At 72.5% G+C, this 21,870-nt stretch carries 20 protein-coding genes; 8 read left to right on the top strand and 12 right to left on the bottom strand.

All coding sequences use genetic code 11. The features are described 5' to 3' along the window. Nucleotides 1–64 precede the first annotated feature (64 nt). Nucleotides 65–1,336, top strand: a complete 1,272-nt coding sequence (locus tag OM076_RS46215; protein ID WP_270041944.1) for a GGDEF domain-containing protein — start codon at nucleotides 65–67, stop codon at nucleotides 1,334–1,336. Here OM076_RS46215 and OM076_RS20625 read toward each other — a convergent pair. The 3 genes from OM076_RS20625 to OM076_RS20615 are packed head-to-tail and all read right to left on the bottom strand — an operon-like array spanning nucleotide 1,325 to nucleotide 5,552. Then, nucleotides 1,325–3,547 carry a thiamine pyrophosphate-binding protein gene (locus OM076_RS20625; protein WP_270041943.1) on the bottom strand — a complete coding sequence of 741 codons (2,223 nt, stop codon included), beginning with the start codon at nucleotides 3,545–3,547 and terminating at the stop codon, nucleotides 1,325–1,327. The genes OM076_RS46215 and OM076_RS20625 overlap by 12 nt on opposite strands. Nucleotides 3,548–3,558: 11 nt before the next feature. Next, nucleotides 3,559–4,893 (bottom strand): serine hydroxymethyltransferase, encoded by a 1,335-nt coding sequence (glyA, locus tag OM076_RS20620; protein WP_270041942.1) that lies wholly within the window; start codon nucleotides 4,891–4,893, stop codon nucleotides 3,559–3,561. Further along, a complete protein-coding gene (locus tag OM076_RS20615) occupies nucleotides 4,890–5,552 on the bottom strand; it encodes a GntR family transcriptional regulator (RefSeq protein WP_270041941.1) in 663 nt (220 codons plus the stop codon). The genes glyA and OM076_RS20615 overlap by 4 nt, the downstream gene beginning before the upstream one ends. 43 nt (nucleotides 5,553–5,595) lie before the next feature. Here OM076_RS20615 and OM076_RS20610 point away from each other — a divergent pair, with 43 nt between their 5' ends. Both OM076_RS20610 and OM076_RS20605 read left to right on the top strand, forming a co-directional pair. Next, nucleotides 5,596–6,420 (top strand): amidohydrolase family protein, encoded by an 825-nt coding sequence (locus OM076_RS20610; RefSeq protein ID WP_270041940.1) that lies wholly within the window; start codon nucleotides 5,596–5,598, stop codon nucleotides 6,418–6,420. Then, entirely contained in the window at nucleotides 6,417–7,124 is a 708-nt protein-coding gene (locus OM076_RS20605; protein WP_270041939.1) for a GNAT family N-acetyltransferase, read from the top strand. Before OM076_RS20610 ends, OM076_RS20605 begins: the two co-directional genes overlap by 4 nt. Before the next feature lie 45 nt (nucleotides 7,125–7,169). On the opposite strand, the gene arfB is transcribed toward OM076_RS20605, so the two are convergent. Beyond that, nucleotides 7,170–7,580, bottom strand: a complete 411-nt coding sequence (gene arfB, locus OM076_RS20600; RefSeq protein WP_270041938.1) for an alternative ribosome rescue aminoacyl-tRNA hydrolase ArfB — start codon at nucleotides 7,578–7,580, stop codon at nucleotides 7,170–7,172. Nucleotides 7,581–7,671: 91 nt separating this feature from the next. Here arfB and OM076_RS20595 point away from each other — a divergent pair, with 91 nt between their 5' ends. Then, complete coding sequence (locus tag OM076_RS20595; RefSeq protein WP_270041937.1) at nucleotides 7,672–9,141, top strand: RNA polymerase sigma factor; 1,470 nt, start codon at nucleotides 7,672–7,674, stop codon at nucleotides 9,139–9,141. A gap of 167 nt (nucleotides 9,142–9,308) precedes the next feature. Continuing rightward, entirely contained in the window at nucleotides 9,309–10,274 is a 966-nt protein-coding gene (locus OM076_RS20590) for a Leu/Phe/Val dehydrogenase (RefSeq protein ID WP_270041936.1), read from the top strand. Here the strand turns inward: OM076_RS20590 and OM076_RS20585 are convergent. From OM076_RS20585 to OM076_RS20565, 5 genes are all read right to left on the bottom strand, one after another. Next, complete coding sequence (locus OM076_RS20585; RefSeq protein WP_270041935.1) at nucleotides 10,263–10,967, bottom strand: MBL fold metallo-hydrolase; 705 nt, start codon at nucleotides 10,965–10,967, stop codon at nucleotides 10,263–10,265. The two genes, OM076_RS20590 and OM076_RS20585, sit on opposite strands and share 12 nt — an antisense overlap. Beyond that, the gene (locus OM076_RS20580) at nucleotides 10,964–12,172 is read right to left on the bottom strand and encodes a PQQ-dependent sugar dehydrogenase (protein ID WP_270041934.1); all 1,209 of its coding nucleotides are present in this window, start codon (nucleotides 12,170–12,172) and stop codon (nucleotides 10,964–10,966) included. Before OM076_RS20580 ends, OM076_RS20585 begins: the two co-directional genes overlap by 4 nt. Continuing rightward, nucleotides 12,169–12,570, bottom strand: coding sequence for a hypothetical protein (locus tag OM076_RS20575; protein WP_270041933.1), 402 nt, complete (start codon nucleotides 12,568–12,570; stop codon nucleotides 12,169–12,171). Before OM076_RS20575 ends, OM076_RS20580 begins: the two co-directional genes overlap by 4 nt. 224 nt (nucleotides 12,571–12,794) lie before the next feature. Continuing rightward, nucleotides 12,795–13,181: a DUF3037 domain-containing protein gene (locus OM076_RS20570; RefSeq protein WP_270041932.1), complete on the bottom strand. Its 387-nt coding sequence runs from the start codon at nucleotides 13,179–13,181 to the stop codon at nucleotides 12,795–12,797. Continuing rightward, nucleotides 13,178–13,915: a HipA family kinase gene (locus OM076_RS20565; RefSeq protein ID WP_372518067.1), complete on the bottom strand. Its 738-nt coding sequence runs from the start codon at nucleotides 13,913–13,915 to the stop codon at nucleotides 13,178–13,180. Before OM076_RS20565 ends, OM076_RS20570 begins: the two co-directional genes overlap by 4 nt. A gap of 11 nt (nucleotides 13,916–13,926) precedes the next feature. Between OM076_RS20565 and OM076_RS20560 the strand changes: the two genes are divergently transcribed. Next, nucleotides 13,927–15,825, top strand: a complete 1,899-nt coding sequence (locus OM076_RS20560; RefSeq protein ID WP_270041930.1) for an acetoacetate--CoA ligase — start codon at nucleotides 13,927–13,929, stop codon at nucleotides 15,823–15,825. Beyond that, nucleotides 15,822–17,549, top strand: coding sequence for a thiamine pyrophosphate-binding protein (locus OM076_RS20555; protein WP_270041929.1), 1,728 nt, complete (start codon nucleotides 15,822–15,824; stop codon nucleotides 17,547–17,549). The genes OM076_RS20560 and OM076_RS20555 overlap by 4 nt, the downstream gene beginning before the upstream one ends. Here the strand turns inward: OM076_RS20555 and OM076_RS20550 are convergent. Further along, nucleotides 17,546–18,832, bottom strand: coding sequence for a hypothetical protein (locus OM076_RS20550; protein ID WP_270041928.1), 1,287 nt, complete (start codon nucleotides 18,830–18,832; stop codon nucleotides 17,546–17,548). The genes OM076_RS20555 and OM076_RS20550 overlap by 4 nt on opposite strands. Before the next feature lie 231 nt (nucleotides 18,833–19,063). On the opposite strand from OM076_RS20550, the gene OM076_RS20545 reads away from it, so the two are divergent. Beyond that, a complete protein-coding gene (locus OM076_RS20545) occupies nucleotides 19,064–19,906 on the top strand; it encodes a hypothetical protein (protein ID WP_270041927.1) in 843 nt (280 codons plus the stop codon). A gap of 188 nt (nucleotides 19,907–20,094) precedes the next feature. Here OM076_RS20545 and OM076_RS20540 read toward each other — a convergent pair whose 3' ends face one another. Beyond that, on the bottom strand, nucleotides 20,095–21,312 hold the full coding sequence (locus tag OM076_RS20540; protein ID WP_270041926.1) for a hypothetical protein: 1,218 nt from the start codon (nucleotides 21,310–21,312) through the stop codon (nucleotides 20,095–20,097). Beyond that, nucleotides 21,293–21,814 (bottom strand): DsbA family protein, encoded by a 522-nt coding sequence (locus tag OM076_RS20535; protein WP_270041925.1) that lies wholly within the window; start codon nucleotides 21,812–21,814, stop codon nucleotides 21,293–21,295. Before OM076_RS20535 ends, OM076_RS20540 begins: the two co-directional genes overlap by 20 nt. Between the last annotated feature and the right edge of the window lie 56 nt (nucleotides 21,815–21,870).

Genomic DNA, 21,870 nt, shown 5'->3' with positions numbered 1-21,870 from the left:
GAACCGGCGCTCGCGCGTCGCAGACTCTCACCAGGATGAAATGCCCGCAATAGATCGAGTTTTGGTGCGCGTCACCGCGGGGGCGGTCGCGCTGCTCGCGGGCACGATGCTGATCGCGTGGCTCGCGGGTTCCGGCGTCGCCATGCGGACCGACAACCTCGAGCCGATGTCCCCGCTGTCGTGCGCCGGGTTCCTCGCGGGGGCCGTTGGGGTCTTCGCGCTCGGCGCGCGGCCGATCCAGCACCGTCTCGCGGTCGCCGCGGGGACGCTCATGTTCGTCTGCGGCGTCGCCGGCCTCGTCGATGACCTCGCGAGCGGCGGTGACGCGATCAACGCGGCGCTGTTGGGCGTCGACGCGCGGATCTCGGTGCTCACCTCGATCGTGCTGACGCTGCTGGGCGGCGCGCAACTGCTGAACGGGCATGGCTGGCCGCTGACGCGCTGGCTGGCGCTCGCCGCGGCGGCGATCGGCGGCGCGGCGGGGATCGGCTTCCTGCTGGGCGTGCCGATCTTCTACGGCCCGTCACGCGAGGTGCAGATGTCGTGGCAGGCCGCGTTGTGCGCCACCCTGCTCGCGATCGGCTTGGCCGGAGCCCACCCGGGGAGCTCGACACGGCTGTTGTCGGACCGCGGGCTCGCCGGCCGCTTCACGCGCCGCGTGGTCCCGGCCGTGCTCGGCATCCCGATCCTCTCCGGCAGCTTGTGCATGGCCGCGGCACGCGCCGGCTGGTTCTCCTACAGCGTGGCGGCGTGGCTGATGACGCTGGCCGCGGTCACCGGCCTCGCCACGCTGGCCCGGCTCGCGGTCGCCGAGCTCGAGCGCGAGGAGCGCCAGCTGACCGAGCTCGCCACCCGCGACCCGCTCACCGGCGCGTACAACCGGCGCTCCTTCCTCGCCGAGGCGCAGCGCGCCGCGGAGCGCTCCCAGCGCTATGGCGAAGCCGCGGCGGTCGCCGTCATCGACCTCGACCACTTCAAGGAGATCAACGACTCGTGGGGGCACGCCGTGGGCGACGAGGCGCTCGTCCGCTCCTTCCGCGCGCTGCGCTCGCGCCTGCGCTCCAGCGACGTACTGGGCCGGATCGGCGGCGACGAGTTCGCCGCGCTCGTCCTGCACGTCGACGAGGCCGCCGCCCTGCAGGTCGCGGGTGAGATGCGCGACGCGGTGGCGCGCGTGGGCATGCAGCTCGCGGCGGAGGGACACGCGAACCGGCTGTCGGCGAGCGTCGGCATCGCGCCGCTGCACGTCGACGACCCACGCGACGTCGACGCGCTGATCGACCTCGCCGACCAGCGCATGTACCTCGCCAAGCGGGCGAAGGCGCTAACCGAGTAGATCGAGGGCCGCGCCGACGACCGACTCGGCGTCGATCTGGTGGTGCTCGTAGAGCTCGGCGATGTCGCCGGCCTGGCCGAAGTTCTGCACGCCGAGACAGGTGATCGGCGACCCCAGGAAGGCGAGCGTGTGCGGGTGGCCGTCGATCAGCGACACGATCGGGACGCCCTTGCGGAACAGGCGCTCGAGCGTCTTCGGGTCCCCGTCGCCGAGACCGGAGCGGGCCTGGAAGGAGCGGAACAGCATGTCGGCGGACGTGATGCAGACGACTTCGACGTCGATCCCCGCGTCCTCGGTCAGCGTGCGCGCCGCCTCGATCGCCTCGGGCACGAGCGCGCCCATCACGGCGATCGCGACCTGGGGCGCAGCGTGCGGCTTGAGCTTGTAGCCGCCCGCGAGCGCCTCCTCGCGGGTGCCGGTGTGCAGCGTCTGGTCGATCGGCCGTGTGGACAGCCGGAAGTACGCGCTCGTCCCACCCGGCTTGCCGAGCTGGCCCAGCGCGTGCAGGAAGCACCACTCGAAGTCCTGCCCGAAGGCGGGCTCGTAGGCGACGCAGCCGGGCTGCTCGATGCCGATCGACGGCGTGATCACCGACTGGTGGGCGCCGCCCTCGGGGCCGAGCGTGACGCCGGACGGTGTGCCGACGAGGATCGACTGCCCGCCCGCGTAGATGCCGAACGACCACGGCTCAAGTGCCCGAGCCACGAACGGGTCGTAGATCGTGCCCACCGGCAGCAGCGGCTGGCCGTCGCGCGACCAGGTCGCGCCCAGCTCGCCCAGCGCGCCGACGAGGTTGACCTCGGCGATGCCGAGCTCGATGTGGCGCCCGTGGTCGGACTCGCGCCAGCGGACCAGCGTGTCGGTGTCGTCGGCGAACCAGTCGATGCGGTCGCCCGGGTGCCAGATGCCGGCCTTGTTGATCCAGCCGCCGAGGTTGGTGCTCGTGCCGACGTCGGGCGAGACGGTTACCACGCGGTCCGCCACCTCGGGCGCCTCACGCACGAGGTCGACGAAGAAGCGCCCGAAGGCTTGCTGCGTGGACTCGTTGCCGGTGTGCTTGCGACCCAGGTCGTCCGGCACCTTCGGCGCGGGCACGGCGCGCGTCGCTCCGCGCTTGAGCCGGCTGCCCGTGGCCGCGCACAGGTGCGCCTCCGGCGAGTCGGGGTCGAGCGGCGCGAACGGGTCCTGGGCGTTCTCGCCGAGCTTGGCCGCGAACGCCCGGTACTGCTCGTTGCTGAGCAGCGCGGAGTGGTTGGCGGGGTGGCCCTCAGTCGGCAGCGACCAGCCCTTGATCGTGTAGGCGAAGACGACGCTGGGGCGGTCGCGGACCTCGTCCGCCTGGCGGTAGCCGTCGAGCAGGGCGGTGAGATCGTGGCCGCCGAGGTCGCGGAAGGTCGCCAGCAGCTCCGCGTCGCCGAGATCGTCGACCGGCACCTCGAGACGGGTGCGCAGCTCGGCGGCGCCGGCGCGCATGAGCCGCTGGTACTCCTCGTTGGGCATCGCGTCGATCCGGGCGCGCAGCTCGGGGCGATTGCGCAGTAGCGGGCCGTACTTGACCATCACCGTGTGCCAGCCGGCGGCCTCGAACATCGCGGCCAGGCGGCCCGCGGCGATGTCGGGGACGACGCGATCCAGCGACTGGCGGTTGAGGTCCACGACCCACATGACCTCGCCGAGGCCGGCCACCATCGGGTCCGCGATCGCCTCCCAGCACGCGCCTTCGTCGAGCTCGGCGTCGCCGATCAGGGCGATCTGGCGGCCGCCGCGGGGGACGTCGAAGTGGCCTGCGACGTAGCGATGGGCGAGCGCGCCCCAGATCGGCGCGGTGGCCCCGATGCCGACGCTGCCGGTGGAGTAGTCCACCGGGTCGGGGTCCTTGGTGCGCGACGGATAGCTCTGCAGCCCGCCGTACTCGCGCAGGGTCGTCAGGTAGCGGCGATCGAGCCGGCCGAGCAGGTAGTTGATCGCGTGCAGGACCGGGCTCGCGTGCGGCTTAACGCTCACCCGATCCGGCGCCTCGAGGACGCCGAAGTACAGCGCCGTCATCAGCGAGACCATGCTGGCGCTGGAGGCCTGATGGCCGCCCACCTTCACGCCGCTTGAGTTCTCGCGGACCCGGTTGGCGTGATGGACGATGCTGGTGGCCAGCCAGAGCACGCGCTGCTCCACTCGCTTGAGCGCCTGCAGGTCGAGCTCGGTGGCCACCGCCATCGGGTGAGAGGTTATTCGCTGAAGCAGAAGTGGATGCGCTGGTGACCCGCGCGCAGCTCCTTCGCCTCTTCGCGGACGTGCTCCGGGTCGCGGCCTTCGACGAGCACGCCGGCGATCATGTCGGCGATCGCGCGCATCTCGACCTCGCCCATGCCGAGGCGGGTGACCTCGGTGGTGCCGATCCGCAAGCCGCTCGGACGGTCCCAGTCGGTGGCCTCGTCGTTGGGGAGCAGGTTCTTGTTGGTGATCAGGTTGGCCGTCGCCAGGCGGTGGGCGACGTCGAGCCCGCCGCCGAACTCGCGCACGTCGGCGATCACCTGGTGGGTGCGGGTGTAGCCCTTGTGCGCGCCGAGGACGGGGACGCCGCGGGTGTGCAGCGCGTGGGCGAGCGTCTGCGCGTTGCTCACGACCGCCGCCATGTACTCCTGGCCGAACGCGAGCAGCTCGGCCGCGGCGGCGGCGAGCGCGGCGACGCGGTTGACCTGGTGGGTGGCGGCGAGCGCGGGGAAGACGGCGTCCAGCAACGGCGGCGTCAGCTCCGGGTCGTTCCAGGCCATCACGCCCGACTGCGGGCCGCTGAAGGTCTTGCCGGCGCTGCCGGTCATCACCGCGGCGCCCTCGGCCAGCGGGTCCTGGAACTGGCCGCCGGCGATCAACCCGAGCTGGTGGGCGCCGTCGAAGAAGACCTTGCCGCCCCACTCGTCGGCGATCGCGGCGATCTCGCGCACCGGCAGCGGGAAGAGGGTCATCGAGGCGCCGAGCGCGATCAGCTTCGGGCGGGTCTGCTTGCCCACGCGTTCGAAGGCGGGCAGGTCGACCTCGAGCTCGGTCGCGTCGAACGGGACGTCGACGATGTTCAGGCCGCGGATGCCGGCGGGGCCGTCGTGGCGGTTCGAGCTGTGCCCGCCGACCGGCTGCGGGATCGTCATCACGGCGTCGCCAGGCTCGGTCAGCCCGGCGTAGACCGCCATGTTGCCGATCATCGACGCCACCAGCCGGTGCTCGGCGTAGTTGCTCTTGAACAGGCGCTTCAGCAATTCGACGCAGAGCGACTCGATCTCGTCGATGTGCTTCGTCCCCGCGAACCAGCGGTTGACCGGGCCGATGTGGCCCTCGGCGGCGCGCTGGCCGACCTCGGCGCTCAGCAGCTGCCGGACGGTCGGGCTCATCAGCGCCTCGGGCGCGAGCAGGTTGATGCACTCCCGGCCGCGCCACTGCTCGTTGCGCGCGACCGCGGCGAGCACCTCCTGCTGCATCTGCCGCGGGTCGCCGGCGGCGTCGAGCAGCGCCCGCGCGGCGGCCAGCGTGTTGGCGTCGTGGATGTCGGGGGGTGCGATGGCCGTCATTCGAAGCTCCGGTCGATCAAGGTCCCGAGCGAGAGCCAGTTCTCCCTGACGCGCTCGGCGGTCGTATGTACGTCGTGTTGGCCGGCGGCGGCGAGGATCGCGTCGTGCTGGCGCACGGACCCGCGGCCCGCGAGCGACCCGAAGCGCAGCCGCTCCAGCCGCCGCAGCCGCGGCATCAGGCGGTCCAGGGTCTTGACCAGCTCGACGTTGGCGCTCGCGATCAGCAGGACGGCGTGAAAGGCGTCGTCGGCGTCGAGCGCCGCGTCGACGTCGACGTCCTTCAGCGCCCTCGCAAACCGGGCGTTGGCGTTGCTCATCGCCTCGAGGTCGGCGGCCGTGAGCTTCGGCACGCCGAGCTCGGCCGCCAGCGCGTGGATCGCCGCGACGATCGGGAACGCGTCCCGCGCCGCCCGCCGGTCCAGCGGCGCGACCCGCGTGAACCGCTGCGGCTCCGTCTCCACCAGCCCGTCCTGCTCGAGCCGGCTCAGCGCGTCCCGCACCGGCGTGCGGCTGAGCCCGAGCCACTCGGTCAACTCCTGGTCGCGCAACCGCTCTCCAGGCGCAAGCGTCCCGTCGACGATCGCGTCCCGCAGCGTGATGTACGCCCGGTCGCGCAGGAGATCGCGCTCGAGTGCGGCTCTGTCGGCTGGAACTGGCATCTGAAATATCAGTATGCCACACGCGTCGCGTATCGTGCCGACCATGCGCGGAATCGACATGCACGTGCACCTGCCGACGGGGGATTGGGTGTGCGGGTGCGTGGGGCACTACGCGGACTCGATCGAGCGGTACTTCGGGTCGAGGCCGCAGCCGACCACGGTCGAGGAGCTTTTCGAGCTCTACGAGCGGCTGGACCTGGTGGGTGTGCTGCTCGGGTGGGACGCGGGCGGCAAGGAGCTCGACAACGCCGACATCGCGCGGATCTGCGCCGAGTCCAATGGGCGATTCGTCGGGTTCGGGAGCGTCGATCCGAACCGCGAGGACGCGCTGGAGCGGCTGGCGCGGTTCCCGGAGCTGGGCCTGCGCGGCCTGAAGCTCCACCCCACGATGCAGGCGTTCGACCCCGGCGACGACCGGTTCCTCCCGTTCTTCGACGCCGCCGCCGAGCTGGGCCTGGTGCTCCTCACCCACGCGGGCACGAGCGGGCTCGGGGCAGGTGAGCCGGGCGGGCAGGGCCTGCGGATCGACCTCGCGCGGCCGATCCTGCTCGACCGCATCGCCGCGCGCCACCCGCACATGCAGATCGTGCTCGCCCACGTCGGCTGGCCGTGGCACCTCGAGGCCGTCGCGATGGCGCTGCACAAGTCCAACGTCTACCTGGACATCTCGGGCTGGAAGTACCGCTACCTGCCCGAGGAGGTCAGGCGCGAGATCCCGCGCCGGCTGCGCAACCAGTTCTGCTTCGGGTCCGACTACCCGATGTTCGACCCCGAGGCCTGCCTGACCGAGCTCGACCGGCTCGAGCTCCCCGAAGACGTCGCGAACGCCGTCCTGCGCGACAACGCCGTCGCGCTGCTCGGGTTGTGATCGACGAGGCGGCGACGCGCGAGCGGATGCGCGCGCTCGCCGACCGCGGCGACTATGCCGCGGCGCTGGCCGAGTACGCGGGACTGGAGCTCCGACTCGCCGCCGACCCCGGTGTCAAGCCCGAACGCGAGACCCGCCGGCTCTTCGACGAGCTCCGCCGCCACGCGCCGCCGCCGCTGGGCGCCGGCCGGCTCCGGCTCGTCGAGCTCGAGGGCGACCACACCGACGCCGAGCGGGCGGAGCTGCACGACGGCGAGGTCAACGCGTTCGAGAGCCTCGACCTCGGGCTGGTCTGGCGCGACCACGACCGCCGGATCGTCATCGTCGACCGCGGGCGGATGATCGCGTGCGCGGGCCTGGTCGTCGCGCCGGCCCAAGCGGGCGACGAGCGGTTCGACGTCGTCGGCTTCGGCGGCGTCATCGTCACCCACGCGCGCCGCGGCGAAGGCCTCGCCCGCAAGGTGCTGGAGGCCGCGCTCGAGCGCGCGGCCACGCTCGGCCCCACCCGCGGGCTGCTCTTCTGCCGCCCTGACCGCGCCGGCCTCTACGCCAAGCTCGGCTTCGAGCACGTGCACGCGCCGGTCAACGCCGGCCAGCCGTCCGGGCAGCGCGCCGACATGCCGCTCGACACGATGTGGCGCCCGCTGCGCGACGGCGCCACGTGGCCGGACGGCGACGTCGTCGTGCCCGGTCTGCCGTTCTAGAGCCGCGCGTGCCCGGCGGTCAGGAACCGGACCGCGAACGAGCGCTCACTCGCCGTCGACGCGGCGGCGCCCTTCCTTGGTCTGGCCCCGGCGCTTCTTGTCATCCAGGCGACGACGCTTGCTCCCCGCCGTCGGCTTCGTCTTCGTCCGCGGTCGGGGAACGTGCAACGCGTCTCGCAGCCGCTGTGCGAGCCGTTGCAGCGCCAGCTCGCGGTTGCGCGCCTGCGAGCGTGCATCCTGCGCGACGGCGGTCACGCGCGGCCCCAATTTCGCGCTTATCCGCGCTTTCTGTGCCTCGGATAGAACGCTCGAGTTGCGCACGTCGAAGGTGGCCTCGATCCGTGAGGCGGTGACGTTCGCATGCTGCCCTCCGGGACCTGAAGACCGCGATGCACGTATTTCGATTTCAGAGAGTGGGACGGAAAGTCCGTCACGAATGTGCAGGAAGTCGGTCACAGGGGGAGGAAGGCGTACACCTATAGAGCGGAACTTCCTTCAACCCGTACAGTTACAGTCGCCGGGAAGGCAGCGTCAGGAGCCCCAGTTCATGGAAGCCTCAGCGATACACGCCCCCGCAGCACTGCACCGCTTCCCACTTGGCGGTGGGTTGCTGCGTCTGCGCTCGGATGAGCAGTTGGTCGCGGCCTTCCGTGGCGGCAACGACGAGGCCTTCAGGGTCCTCCACGACCGCTACCGCCAGCGGTTGTTCGCCTACGTGCGCCAGATGCTCTCCGCCGGCTCGCGCCAGGACGCGGAGGACGTGCTGCAGGACGTCTTCGTCCGCGCGTACGGGGCGCTGCGCAACGACAACCGCGAGATGAACGTGCGGGCGTGGCTGTACCGCGTCGCCCACAACCGCTGCATCGACCATCTGCGCCGCCCGGTACCGCCCGCGGCCGAGATCTTCGAGGTCTCCCGCAAGCCGCTGCACGACCCGGTCGAGGAGGCCCAGCGCCGCGACGATCTGCGCCAGCTCGTCGCCGACGTCGGCCAGCTCCCGGAGCAGCAGCGCTCCGCGCTCTTGATGCGCGAGATGGACGGCATGACCTACGCCGACCTCGCCAACGCGCTCGACGTGACGGTCCCCGCGGTCAAGTCCCTCCTGGTCCGCGCTCGCGTGGGCCTGGTCGAGGCCGCCGAGGCTCGTGACGCCGACTGCGCCGAGATCCAGGCCGACCTGCTTCGCGCGTACGACAAGGGCGTCAAGGCTTCCGGACGCGCCCGCAAGCACATGCGCACCTGCGACAGCTGCGCCTCCTACCGCGGCGCGCTGCGCGGCATGCGCCGCTCGTTCGCCGCGCTGACGCCGGTCGGCGTCGGGCCGCTGGCGTTCGCGGCCAAGCTGATCGGCCTCGGCGGCTCTGCCGCCGGCGGGGCCGGCGCGGCGGCCGGCGGTGGCGGCGCGGGTGCCGCGGTGGCCGGTGGCGGCCTCGCGACCGCGACGGCCTGCAAGGTCGCGGCGGTCGTCTGCACCGCGGCGATCGCGACCGGTGGCGCGGTCGAGGTCAACCACCAGATCGCCGAGAAGGCGCCCGTAGCGCCCGCCCACGCGACGAAGACCGTTCACAGCCGCCCGGCCCAGTCCGCGCCCGCGCCGATCTCGGCGCCCGTGCGCACCGCTCCGCAGCCGTCGACGCTCACGCCGGCGCACGCGACAGCAGCGGCCGCACCGGCGGCAGCAGCGAAGCGGAAGGCCAAGCCGGCGACCGAGACCCGCGCGCTGAAGGAGAAGAAGGTGACCACCGTCCCGGTGGCGCTGGAGCGGCCCGACACGCCCGTGGCGACCGCCGTGGGCGACACGCAGGACGCGTCCGGCGGCGTTCGCGCCCCTGACGCGAGCGTCACGCCGACGCCGGTCGCGACGACGACGCCGACCGCTCCCGTCGCGCCGATCGCCAACACGCCGCAGGCCACGCCCGCACCGGCGACGACGTCCGAGCAGCCCGCGACGCCACCCGCCGGCGGTGGAGTCGAGGCTCCGGCGCCCGTGGACGCCCCGCCGCCCGCGGGCGGCTGAGCCGGCCATCGGGGGCACGCCCGGTTGGGCCCCTGACATAGCGCGCTAACGCGCCTTCACCGTCCGCACCGTGGGCGGCCGCTAGGCTCGCGGGCATCGACTACCCAGAGCCACTCGCACACGAATCGCTGCTCGTCCGGCGCGGTCGCCGGTCCGGGCTGTTCACCATGGTTGCCGTCCATTCGACGGCTCGCGGCCCCGCGCTCGGCGGCTGCCGGATGTGGACTTACGACGACGCTCGCGCCGCCGTGCGCGACGTGCTGCGCCTCTCGCGCGCAATGACCTTCAAGGCCGCGGTCGCAGGGCTTCCCCTCGGCGGCGGCAAGGGCGTGATCATGCTGCGCCCGGACGAGCCCCCGCTCTCCCCCGAGCGCCGCGAGGCGGTGCTGCAGGACTTCGGCGACACCGTCGAGGCGCTCGGCGGCGACTACCTGACCGCCGAAGACGTCGGCACGGGCGAGCCGGACATGGAGGTCATCGCCGGCCGGACCTCGCACGTCACCGGTCTGGCCACGGGGAGCGGCGATCCGAGCCCGTGGACCGCGATCGGCTGCGAGGTCGCCGTCCGCGCGACGCTCGAGCGGGTGTTCGGCACCGGTGACCCCAGCGGCCGCCGCATCGCCGTGATCGGCCTGGGCAGCGTCGGCGGCCGGCTGGCGGAGCTCCTGCACGAGGGCGGCGCGGAGCTCGTCGTCGCCGACGTCGACCAGTCCAAGCGCGAGCTGGCCGAGCGCCTCGGCGCGACCTGGACGGACCCGCTCTCGGCGATGACGGCCGAGGTCGACCTGGTCGCCCCCTGCGCGCTCGGCGGCGTCCTCAACGACGAGACGGTCCCGGCGCTGCGCTGCAAGGCGATCGCCGGCGCGGCGAACAACCAGCTGGCCGACGACTCGCTCGAGGCGCAGATCGCGGAGCGCGGCATCCTCTGGGCGCCGGACTTCGTCTGCAACGCGGGCGGGATCATCAACATCTGCGTCGAGCTCGAGCCGTCCGGCTATGACCCCGCTCGCGCCGAGACGAACGTCCGCGTCGTCGGAGACTCGCTGCGCACGATCTTCGACTCCGCCGCCGCCACCGGCACCACGCCGCTCACCGCGGCGCTGGCGCTCGGACAAGAGCGTCTAAGGGGCTAGGCCTTCCTCTCGCAGCTTCTCCATGTGCGTGCGCATGGAGATGGCTGCGAACTGGCGGACCTCGGGCGGTGCGTCGTCCCACGCGGCGTCGAGCAGCTCGTCCTCGGTGCTCGCCCCCGAGGCCAGCGCGGCCAGCAGCTTGCGTTCGCGGTCGGCGCGGTGGGCGAGGTACTGGTCGAGCTTCGCCGCGGGGTCGGTGACCGGATCGCCGTGCCCCGGAAGGATCAGCTCGAGTTCGAGCGCGCGCAGGCGGCGCAGCCCGTCGAGGTACTCGCGCAGCCGGCCGCTGACGAACACGCTCCCCTGCCCCAGCACCGTGTCGCCGGTGAAGGCGGCGCTGCCGGCGACGAAGACGAGGTGATCGTCGGCGTGGCCGGGGATGTAGAGGACGTCGAACGGCCCGAAGGTGTGACCCTCGAGCACGTTGTCGAACGAGCCGAGCGCGACGGTGCCGCCGAGCCGCTCGCGCAAGGCGTCCACCCCCTCGGAGTGATCGGCATGGCGATGGGTGAGCGCGATCCCGCCGGCCCCGCCCCGCTCGGCCACGGCGGCGGCGACGGCATCGAGGTGCGCGTCGATCACCGGCCCCGGGTCGACCACCCACGCCGGGTCGCGGCCGACGACCCACGTGTTGGTCCCGGTCAGCGTCAGCGGGCCCGGGTTGGGCGCGAGGATGCGCTCGATCTCGATCACTGCACGAAACGGTAGACCGGGCCGTCGAGCGAGGTCGCGTAGACGCGCCCGCGGGCGTCCTCCCCGAAGGACGACAGCTGTGAGACCTTCAGCTTGCGGTCGGTGAGGTTGCTCGCCTTGCCGCTCGCGAGCACCGCGGTCTGGATCACGCCGCGGCAGTAGTCGCCGAACACGTAGCGCCCGCGCCACGACGAGAGCGCCGGGTCGCGGATGATGATCCCGCCCGTGATCGAGCAGTTGCCGTCCTCGTGGCGCTCGGTGATCACCGGCTTGATCGCTCCGGGCGCGCTCTCGCCGGGCGCGAAGCGGTCGTTGCCCTCGAAGGGCCGCCAGCCGAAGTTCGCCCCGCGGCCCTTGCCCTTGCGCACGAAGTCGATCTCCTCGACCTCGTTCTGGCCGACGTCGCCGATCGCCAGATCGCCGGTCGAGCGGTCGAACGAGAAGCGCCACGGGTTGCGCAGGCCGTAGCTGTAGATCTCGGGCTTGGCGCCGGAGCGGTTCACGAACGGGTTGTCGGACGGGACCGCGTACGGCTTGCCGCCGCTCGCCTTCGGGTCGATCCGCAGGATCTTGCCGAGCAGCGTCCCGAGGTTCTGGGCGTTGCCGCGCGGGCCGTGCTGGTCGCCGGCGCCGCCGCCGTCGCCGATCCCGATGTAGAGGTGCTTGTCGGGGCCGAACAGGAGCAGCCCGCCGTTGTGGTTGGGCTCGGGGTCCTGCACCGTGAAGAGCTTGCGTGCCGAGCCTGCATCGGCCACGTCGTCGGAGCTGCGCTGGTACTCGACGACGGTCTCGTTGCCGTCGGTGTCCGTGTAGAAGACGTAGAAGAGCCCGCTGGCCGCGTAGTCGGGTGCGAACGCGATCGACAGCAGACCCTGCTCGGAGCCGGACACGATCTTGTCGCTGACGTCGAGGAACGGGGTGTCGAGCGTCTTGCCGTTCTTGATCACGCGGACCTTCCCGCCCTGCTCGACGACGAACAGCCGGCTGGTGTCCCCCGGCGGGGACGTGACGTACACCGGTGAGTCGAACGAGCCGACCTTCTGCAGGCGCACCGCGGCGGCCTTCGCCGTGCTCTTGGCCGCCTGGCCGCCGCCACTCGCGGTCGCCGCGGCGCTCTCGGTGGGCGCCGTCGCCGCTCCCCCGCCGCTCGACCCGCCGCAGCCCGCGAGCAGCAGCGCGGCGAACAGGATCTTGAGCGGCCTCACGAAGTCTCGAGCAGCGGCCGCAGGCTCTCGGCGACGCCCTGCAGGAAGCGGACGTCAGCCTCGCCGAGATCCGGCCGCGCCTCCCGCGCGAGGCAGCACAGCACGTAGGCGCGCGCGTCCTCGGTCTCGAACGGGACACCGATGTAGGCGCGGACGGTGCCGTCCGTGACACCCGCGAGCTGGTTGAGCGACTCCTCGAGCGTGGCGTCGGAGACGATGTTGCCGATCCGGCCGTCGAGCAGGCGGCCGCAGACCGTGTCGCTCAAGAGCATCGAGATGCCGACGTAGCCGGCTTCCCCAGCGCCCCAGCGGACGTTCTCGCGACCCGCGCGGATCTCCGAGAGCAGCGCGGCATCCGCGTCGAGCTCGCGACACGCCATCGCGAGCTTGGCGCGCACCTGGCCGTCACGATCCAGAGCGGCGGGCCGCGGCCCTGCCGGAGGATTCGGACGACGCAGCGGCGTCAGGCATGAGGGGCACGTCCCCTCGCTCACGGCGTATGTCCGCAAGCCACAACTGGAACACGACAGGTAAGGCATTTCCGAGCGTTCGAGTCTAGGCACTCATCCGGTCGCCACGACGCATGCTTCTGTATACGTTTCCCGAGAGCGGAAAGTTCCACTCACCGCTCGACGAGTTTCCCGAACAAGCGATCGAGCTCGGCCTCGGGCTCGCTCGTGAGACCCGTGTGGACCGGGCCGGCCTGGACGATCGTGCTCGCGGGCGCGACGAGCCAGTGGAAGCGCTCGCTCGCCGGGAGCTGCGCGATCGCGCCGCCCTGGGGGTCGCCGTGGGCGATGTGCTCGATCGTCGTCAGCAGCTGCCGGACCTCCCCGGCGTCACAGCCGGGCGAGAGCGCCGCGAGCAACGGCTCGTCGAGGTGGGTGCGGGCGCCGAGGAAGCGCAGCGGGCGGCAGAACAGCACGACGCCGGCGTTGACCGCCTCGCCGCGCTCGACGCGCGGGATGATCCGCAGCGCGGCGTACTGGAAGGGCTGGCGCTTCGTCATCGCGCTTCCCGCGCCCGCTCGGCCTCGTCGACCCACTCGCGCGGGCCCTCCAGGCGCTTGGCCAGGAACTCCGCGTAGGGGAGGCCGTCCGCCCACGCTTCCGGCACCAGCGCGGCCGCGGGCGCGGGATCGGCCTTGCCGGCGAGGCGCGTATCCGCGTCGACGATCGAGCCCGCCTCGCCCAGCAGGACGTGGTCGCGGATCGCGGGGAAGGTGCCGCGGGCGCGGTCGAGCGGGTCCGGCGCGTGGAAGGCGTACAGGGCCGCGCCGTGGTCGATCAGGTACAGGTTGGAGTGCCAGCGCAGCAGGTTCGGATTGCGCGGCGTGCGGTCCACGTTGGTCACGAGCGAGTCGAGCCAGACGATGTTCGCCGCGAGCTCGGGATCGGGCGGCTGGGCGGGGTTGTAGGGCAGCGAGCCGGGGAGGAAGTCGACGCCGAGGTTGATCCCCTCGCTCGCCGCGATCAGCTCCTGGATCTCGGGGTCGGGCTCGGCCGCGCCGAGCGCCGGGTCCAGGTCGATCAGCACCAACTCGGGGATCGGGAGACCCAGGTCGCGGGCGAGTTCCCCCGCGACGATCTCCGCCGCGAGCGCCTTCGGGCCCTGGCCCGCGCCGCGGAACTTCAGGACGTACAGGCCGTCGTCGTCGGCCTCGACGATGCCCGGGAGCGAGCCTCCCTCCCGAAGGGGCGTCACGTAACGCGTGGCGGTCACGGTGCGCAGCACGGATGGCATCATGGCTGACGATGACCCCGCCGATCCTCTGGACCCCTCCGACCGAGCTGCTCGAGCGCGCCACCATGGCGAAATACATGCGCGAGCGGGGCTTCGAGACCTACGGAGACCTGCAGCGCTGGTCGGTCCAGGACCTCGACGGCTTCTGGGGCTCGATCTGGGATCGCTTCGAGGTCGGCGAGCGCGGCGACACCGTGCTGGCGTCGCGGAAGATGCCCGGCGCGGAGTGGTTCCCGGGGACGACCGTCAACTACGCCGAGCACGCGTTCCGCGGGCGCTCCGACGACGCGCCGGCGCTGATCGCGGGCGGCGAGGATCGCGAGGACGTGGAATGGACCTGGGGCGAGCTGCGGGAGCTGACGCAGCGGATCGCCGCCGGGCTGCGGGCGCAGGGCGTCGGGCGTGGCGACCGCGTCGTCGCCTACATGCCCAACATCCCCGAGACCGCGGCGGCGTTCCTGGCCTGCGCCTCGCTGGGTGCGGTGTGGTCGTCCTGCTCGCCGGACTTCGGGGCGCGCAGCGTGATCGACCGCTTCGAGCAGATCTCGCCGAAGGTGCTGTTGGCCGTGCGCAAGTACCGCTACAACGGACGCGAGTTCGACCGCAGCGAAGCGCTGGACGCGGTCATCGACGCGATGCCCGGTCTGGGTGGGACCTTTGTCGTCGGCGAGGAGAGCTGGACCGCGTTGACGGCCTCCAACGAGGCGCTGACCTTCGAGCGCGTGCCGTTCGAGCACCCGCTCTGGGTGCTCTACTCGTCGGGGACGACCGGCTTGCCGAAGGCGATCGTGCAGTCCCAGGGCGGGATCCTCCTCGAGCACCTGAAGATGCTGCACCTGCACCTCGACGCGCAGGCGGGCGACCGGTTGTTCTGGTTCACGACGACCGGCTGGATGATGTGGAACTTCATCGTCTCGGGGCTCTTGACCGAGGCGACCGTGCTCCTGTTCGACGGCTCGCCCGGCTACCCGGATCTCAATGTGCTGTGGGACTTCGCGGCGCGGACGCGGATGACGACGTTCGGAACGAGCGCGTCGTACATCGGGTCGTGCATGAAGGCGGGGATCGAGCCGGCTTCCGGGCGCGACCTTTCGGCGTTGAAGGCGGTCGGCTCGACCGGTTCGCCGCTCTCTCCCGAGGGGTTCCGGTGGGTGTATGAGCACGTCGGCGCCGACACCTGGCTGTTCTCGACCAGCGGCGGCACCGACCTCTGCACGGCGTTCGTGGGCGGGACGCCGCTGGAGCCGGTCTACGAGGGCGAGCTGCAGGCGCGGGCGCTGGGCGCCGCGATCGAGTCCTGGGACCCCGAGGGCGTGGCCCACGTGGGTCAGGTCGGCGAGCTGGTCCTGACCGAGCCGATGCCCTCGATGCCGATCTACTTCTGGGGCGACGAGGACGGCTCGCGCTACCGCGAGGCGTACTTCGACACCTACCCCGGCGTGTGGCGCCACGGGGACTGGATCGAGATCACCGAGCGCGGCACCGCGATCATCAGCGGCCGCTCGGACGCGACGATCAACCGCGGCGGCATCCGAATGGGCACGGCCGAGATCTACCGCGCGGTGCTGGCCGTCGATGCGCTGGTCGACGCGCTGGTGGTCGACATCCCGGTGGAGGGCGCCGACGCCTGGATGCCGCTGTTCGTGGTCATGCGTGACGGCGCGCCGCTGACCGACGAGGTGATCGCGGAGATCCGCAAGCGGGTGCGCGAGGACTGCTCCCCGCGCCACGTGCCGTCCGAGGTCATCGCGATCGACGAGGTGCCGCGGACGCTCAGCGGCAAGGTCCTCGAGCTCCCGGTCAAGCGGATCCTGATGGGGATGCCGCCCGAGAAGGCCGCGGCGCGGGACTCGCTGGCGAACCCCGCGGCGCTGGACCCGTTCGTGGAACTCGCCGCCGCGCGGGCTTGACGGTCGCCGAGCTCATCGCCGCGCGGCTGGCCGCGGGCGGCGTGTCGCGCGCGTTCGGCTTCCCGGGCGGAGGGAGCAACCTCGACCTGATCGAGGCGTTCTCGTCGGTGGGGATCGAGTTCGTGCTGAGCCACACCGAGGTGTCGGCGGCGCTGATGGCGTGCGCGACCGCGGAGCTCTCCGGCGTGCCCGGCGTCGTCGTGGTGGGTAACGGCCCAGGCCTGACGAGCGTCGTCAACGGCGTCGCCCACGCGCATCTGGATCGCGTGCCGCTGATCGTGTTGTCCGACCGCTACACCGACGCCGAGCTCACGACCACGGGCCACCAGATCCTCGACCAGCGCGCGCTGCTCGCGCCGGTCGTCAAGTGGTCGGCGACGGTGGGTGCTCGCGGGGTGGGCGCGCTGCTCGACCACGCGCTGGCGGTGGCGTCCGCGGCGCCCTGCGGGGCGGTGCACCTCGACATGCCGCGCACGGTGGGTGGGGAGGTCGCGGTCGCCGCGCCGCCCCACGACGCCGATCTCGCCGCTACGCCCCACGGCGCCGACCCCGCCGCGCCGCTCGGCGCTCCGCCCGGCGCCGACCTCGCGGCGCCGCTCGGCGACGGCTGCGCCGCTCCGCCCGTCCACTCCGCGCCGCCCCGTGGTGCCGACCCGGCCGCGCCGCCCGCCGCTTCGCCCCACGGCGCCGACCTCGCCGCGATCGCCGACGCGCTCTCCCCCGCCCGCCATCCCGTCCTGCTGGCCGGCCTGGAGGCCTCCCGCGCCCTCAGCGACGGGGCGCTGCAAGAGCTCGCCGAGCGGCTCGGGGCGCCGGTCCTCACCACGTACAAGGCCAAGGGCGTCCTCGACGAGCGGCACCCGCTCTGGGCCGGCATCCTCACGGGCGGGGCGCTCGAGGCGCCGTTGCTCGACGCCGCGGACGCGATCCTCACCGTCGGGCTCGACCCCGTCGAGCTCCTGACCAAGTCGTGGCCCCACAGCGCGCCCGTGTTCGCCCTGCGGACGTGCGCGCTCGGCGCCGACTACGGCGCGCCCGCAGTGACCTGGATCGGCGACCTCGCGACCGGCGTCGCCGAGCTCACCGAGCGGCTGCCGGGTTCGCGGCAGTGGGGCGATGCCGGCGCGCATCGCGAGCAGGCGCTGAGCGCGCTCCGGATCGAGTCCGACAGCGCCCTGACCGGCTGGCGGGTGATCGAGGCGCTCGTCCATGAGCTGCCGGCCGACACGCCCGTCGCGGTCGACGCCGGCGCGCACATGTTCCCCGCGACCTGGTTCTGGCGCGCGCACGCGCCGCGCCGGTTCCTGATCTCCAACGGCCTGGCGACGATGGGGTTCGCGGTGCCGTCCGCGATCGCCGCGGCGCGTGACGGGCTCGCGGTCGCCATCACCGGGGACGGCGGGATGGCCTACGGGGCGTTCGAGCTCGAGACGGCGGTGCGGCTCGGCGCCCGCGTCCTGGTGGTCGTGCTCGACGACGCGAGCCTCAGCCTGATCCGGATCAAGCACGAGGCCAAGGGCCACGATCGCGCCCGGCTGGACTTCGGCCCGGTCGGCTTCGCCACCGTGGCCGAAGGGCTCGGCGTGGCGAGCTGGGTCGTCGAGGAGGAGGCGGCGCTTCGGCTGGCGATCCGCGAGGCGGCCGCGAGCGAAGGCCCGGCGCTGATCGACGCGCGCATCAGCGGCGCCGAGTACGCGCGCACGCTCGAAGTCGTGCGCGGCTAAGCCTGTATCGGCGCGCCCACCGGACGGGGCGTCACTTCCCGGTCCGCGGCGCGCTCGAGCGGTGCGAGACGGTGGGCGCCGCCCGCATCGAGCCGGCGTTGCGCCCAGCCCGCGCAGCCGGTCGCGATCAGCGCGGGCAGGAGCGGGAGCGCGTAGCGGGGCATCGCGCCCGCGAGCAGATGGAAGAGCGTGAGCGCGACCAGCACGGCGAGCATCGTCCGGTTGCGTCCGGCGAGGATGCCCGCGAACGCCGCGAGCACGAGCAGCGCGTGCCAGAGCCGCAGCACCGCGGGCGTGCGGCCTTCGCCGCGTGCCGGCCCGAGCCACAGCCGCGGCAGCTTGCCCGCCACCATCGCCGCGAAGCGCCCGGGGTGCTCGCGCGGGTAGGTGGCGAGGTTCGCGAGCGCCGCGTCGCGCAGCGCGGTGTCCCGATCGCTCGCCGGTCGCCGCGCGGCGACCGCGTCCATCACCCGCTCGCCCGGCAGATCCCTCGCGTGGCGCCCCCTCAGCTCGGGCGCGAACCGGATCGTCTCCGCCTTCAGCGCCCGCTTGGCGCCGGGGAGCGTGCCGTGGCCGGGCAAGTAGGTGCCGACGAACAGCGAGCTCCCGCCGCCGGTCGTGACCGGTGCGCCGACGTGCAGCGACCACGCCGCGACCGGCACGATCGCCGCCACCGCGAACCGCAGCCCACCGCGCCGCCCGAGGACGACCGTGAGCACCGGGATCAGCACCAGCAGGTTCGCCCGCGTGAGCACCGCGGCGGCGAGCAGCGCGCCGCCGAGGGCCGGTCGCCGGCACGCGAGCGCGAGCAGCGCCGCGGTCAACCACAGCGCCCCGAGCGGCTCTGACAGCAGGTCACCCGTCGCGTCGATCAGCGGCGGGTAGGTCGCGACGGCGACCGCGGCCACGAGTCCGGCCCACAGCGCCCCGCGTGGGAGCGGCGTGGCGGCGCGGCACGTCGCGACCGCGAGGGCGAACGCGAGCGGGATCAGCGCCGTGCCCGCCAGCCACTGGACCCAGTACGCGGCGGGGATGTCGGGCACCGGCCCCCGCTGCACCCGCCCGCTCAGCTTCGCCGCGACCGCGAACGCCACCGGCGCGCCCGGCGGCCAGTGCAGGCTCTGCCTCCCGTAGCGCCCACGATCGGCGAGGCCGAGCGCCACGTTCACGTAGGAGTGCTCGTCGGCCGACTGGCGCCCGTTGGGTTCCAGCGCCACCCGCGCCCGCAGCACCCCACCCACGAGCGTGACCGCCACCAAGACCCAGATCCAGTTCCGAGGCACCCACCCACGGTCGATCCGAACGCCCGCCCGCGACACCCCACCTTGGTCTCACCCGACCAGCACCCACCAAAGGGGGGTCAGACCCCTTAACAATTCTTTTGGCTCTGGGACTGGGCTCGCAATATTAAGGGGTCTGACCCCCTCACAGGGGCGCTGGGGTTCACCCGCCTCACTCTCGGGGGTGGTGTTGCCCCCCTTTCCTCGTGGGCGGGAATTTGGGAGGGTCTTCTGGTGTCTACGGCACAGATGGACTCAACAGTCGTGAACGTGGGCGTGGCGGGGCGGGTGCAACCGCTCACGCGGGCCGGGATCTGGGTGCTGGCGATCCTCGCGGCGGCCAACGGCCTCTTCCTGTACTTCCTGCCCGCGCAGGCGGAGACGCACTACGCCTGGTCGATCAAGCCGCCCGTGAACGCCGCGTTCATCGGCGCGGGGTTCCTCGCGGGCACGCTCGCGACCGGCCTCGTGCTCGCGTTCGCGACCCGCTGGCGCACGTTCTCCACGTTGCCGATCGCGCTCTGGGTGCTGGCGACCAGCCTCTTCACCGCGACCCTGATCCACAACGACCGCTTCAAGTTCGACTACCCGCCCACCTGGGTGTGGACGTTCGTGTACGCGGTCGTGCCGTTCGCGGTGCCCTACCTCGTGTTCCGCCAGCGCGCCAACGCCGACCCGGAGCCGCAGGCCGACCCGAAGCTCAACGTCGTAAGAATCGCCAGCGCCATCCTCGGCGCCGGCATCCTCGCGGGCGCGATCGCGCTCTTCGCCGCCCCCGTCGATCTCGGCAAACACTGGCTGTGGCCGCTGACGCCGCTCCTCGCCCGCGCCGTCGCCGCCTGGTACGCGCTGTTCGGCACGATGCTGATCAGTTGCGCGATCGGGATGCGGCGCCCCGCCGACGCGATCATCCCCTACGCCACGCTCGGCTGCTGGAGCGTGCTCCTGCTCCTGCTCCCCGTCCTGCACGACGCCGACGTCAGCGGCGGCGCCCTGTGGTACGCCCTGATGGCGGCGCTGGTCGGACTCAGCGCCTACGCGCTCAGCATCGGCCTGCCGGACCGCAGGAACCTCTAGGCGGTTCCAGGGCCCGCAGCGGCGCGGCGGGCGCGGGAGCGCTCCAATGCGGCGCGCGCCTCTTCACCGCTGACGGGGCGCGGGAACGCCGGGCCGGCGATCTCCGCCGACCGGACCACGGCCGACCGTTCCCGTATCCCTTTGAGGGATTCCGGTTCGCGGCGGAAGATTCGGCGGATTGAGCCCATCTAACGATCCCTGGCCGCCGCGGGAGCCCGCGCGGCTTCAACACTCAGGATACTGGCCGAGAGGACGGCCACAAGGGCGCCGAGACCCCATACCCACCGAAGCGTCCCGTCCGACGCGTGGAACGCGAGCGTGCCACCCGCGACGACGACCGCCACCGTCGCCGCCACGAGGCAGAGCCGGTACGGCGCGAGCATGAGCCGCACGAGCGGATGCTCGCCGCTGCGCAGCACCAGCCCGGAGAAGATCGCCGACGAGGACAGCAGGATCGCGATCGCGGGGCTGGGCGAGCCCGCCAGCGACGGCAGGTCCGCGAACAGCCACGGCAGGGTCAGGCCCAAAGCGATCACCCACGCCACGAGCATGGCGGGAACGAGGAACCGTCCCCGCTCGGTCCCGTAACGGACGATCAGCCCCGGTAGCACCCGCGCCTCGGCCGCCGCGACGTAATGGATCGCGGGCCGGTCCGCGTCCCGCGGCCCGCTCGCGAGCACCTCGCCGGTCAGGTTGTCGATCATGTTCGTCGTCCGCGCCCGCATCTCGTCCGGCACGTCGACCTCGGCGTGATACGAGGCCGCCTCCGTGCACCCGGGCGTGTCGTAGAAGTGCACCGAGCGCGCCGGCCGCGCCAGCGGCTGGTCGTAGGCGAACTTGATCACCCGCCGCCGCGACACGTCACCCACCACCGCGCACAGCAGAAACCCACGGGTCAGCTGCTCCGCCAAAGCGACGAACCCCGGCAGCGAGCCGAGCGTGTCCTCCAACTCGCCCACCGCCGCGTCGACGGCGTCCTCCTCCCCCGGCCCCGCCGCGAGGATCCACTCGATCAACGGGCCCACGTCGGCCTCGACCGCTTCCTCCGTGTCGAGGTCGAGCATCACGTACAGCAGCTCGCGGGAGATCAGCTGCGCCTCGTCGGAGCGCAGCAGCGGCACCGCGGCCTCGTCCTCCATGAACAGGTCGAAGTTGACCAGCAGGCGCTTCGCCAGATAAGCGAGCGGCACGACCCACTCGCCTTCGGACAGCGCGAGCTCGTCGCGATGCGCCGCCGGCACCGTGAAGTCCACCGACACGTGCCGCCGCACCCGCTCGTGCGAGAGCACTGAGATCGTCTCCACCCGCCGGTGCCGCCACGCCGCCTGGCGCGTCAGCAGCGCGGCGAACCCGACGGCGATCTCCCCCGAGCGCTCGTCGAGGACCTCACCCGGCCAGGGCTGCACGCAGCGCGCCCTCCAGCGCGTCCGGCTCCCAGCCGCCCTCCCACCGCACGCCCTCCACGAACAGCCCGGGCGTCGCCAGCACGCCCGAGGAGACCGCCGAGCGCACGTCGTCGAGCACCCGCTCGGTATGGCGCCCTTCGAGCATGTCGTCCATCAACTGCGCCACCTCGAGCCCGATCTGCCCCGCATAGTTGAGAAGGTCGGGCACGGACAGCGCATCCTGACGCGCGAGCAGCACGTGGTGATAGGCCCAGAACGCGTCCTGCTCGGCCGCGCCCTCGGCGGCCAGCGCGGCACCGTTGGCGGCCGGGTGCAGCTCGCCGATCGGCAGGTGCCGCCACGCATACACGAACCCGTCCCAGCGCGAGCGCAGCTCCATCACCGCGCGGTCGCACGCGGCGGTCTCCGGGTCCTCGTAGTCCCCGAAGACGACCAGGACCGGCCCGGCCGAACCGAGAGCGTGATCGTGGCTGCGGACGAACGGCGGCGTGAGGCGTTCCATGAGGGGAGGTAACCGTACTCACCGCAGCAGTCAGCTCCACTGTCGGCGCCCCAGCG

The sequence above is a fragment of the Solirubrobacter ginsenosidimutans genome, from assembly GCF_027587205.1.
Note: the sequence above shows the minus strand (reverse complement) of the source record. Positions and strands in the feature narration are given on the sequence as shown.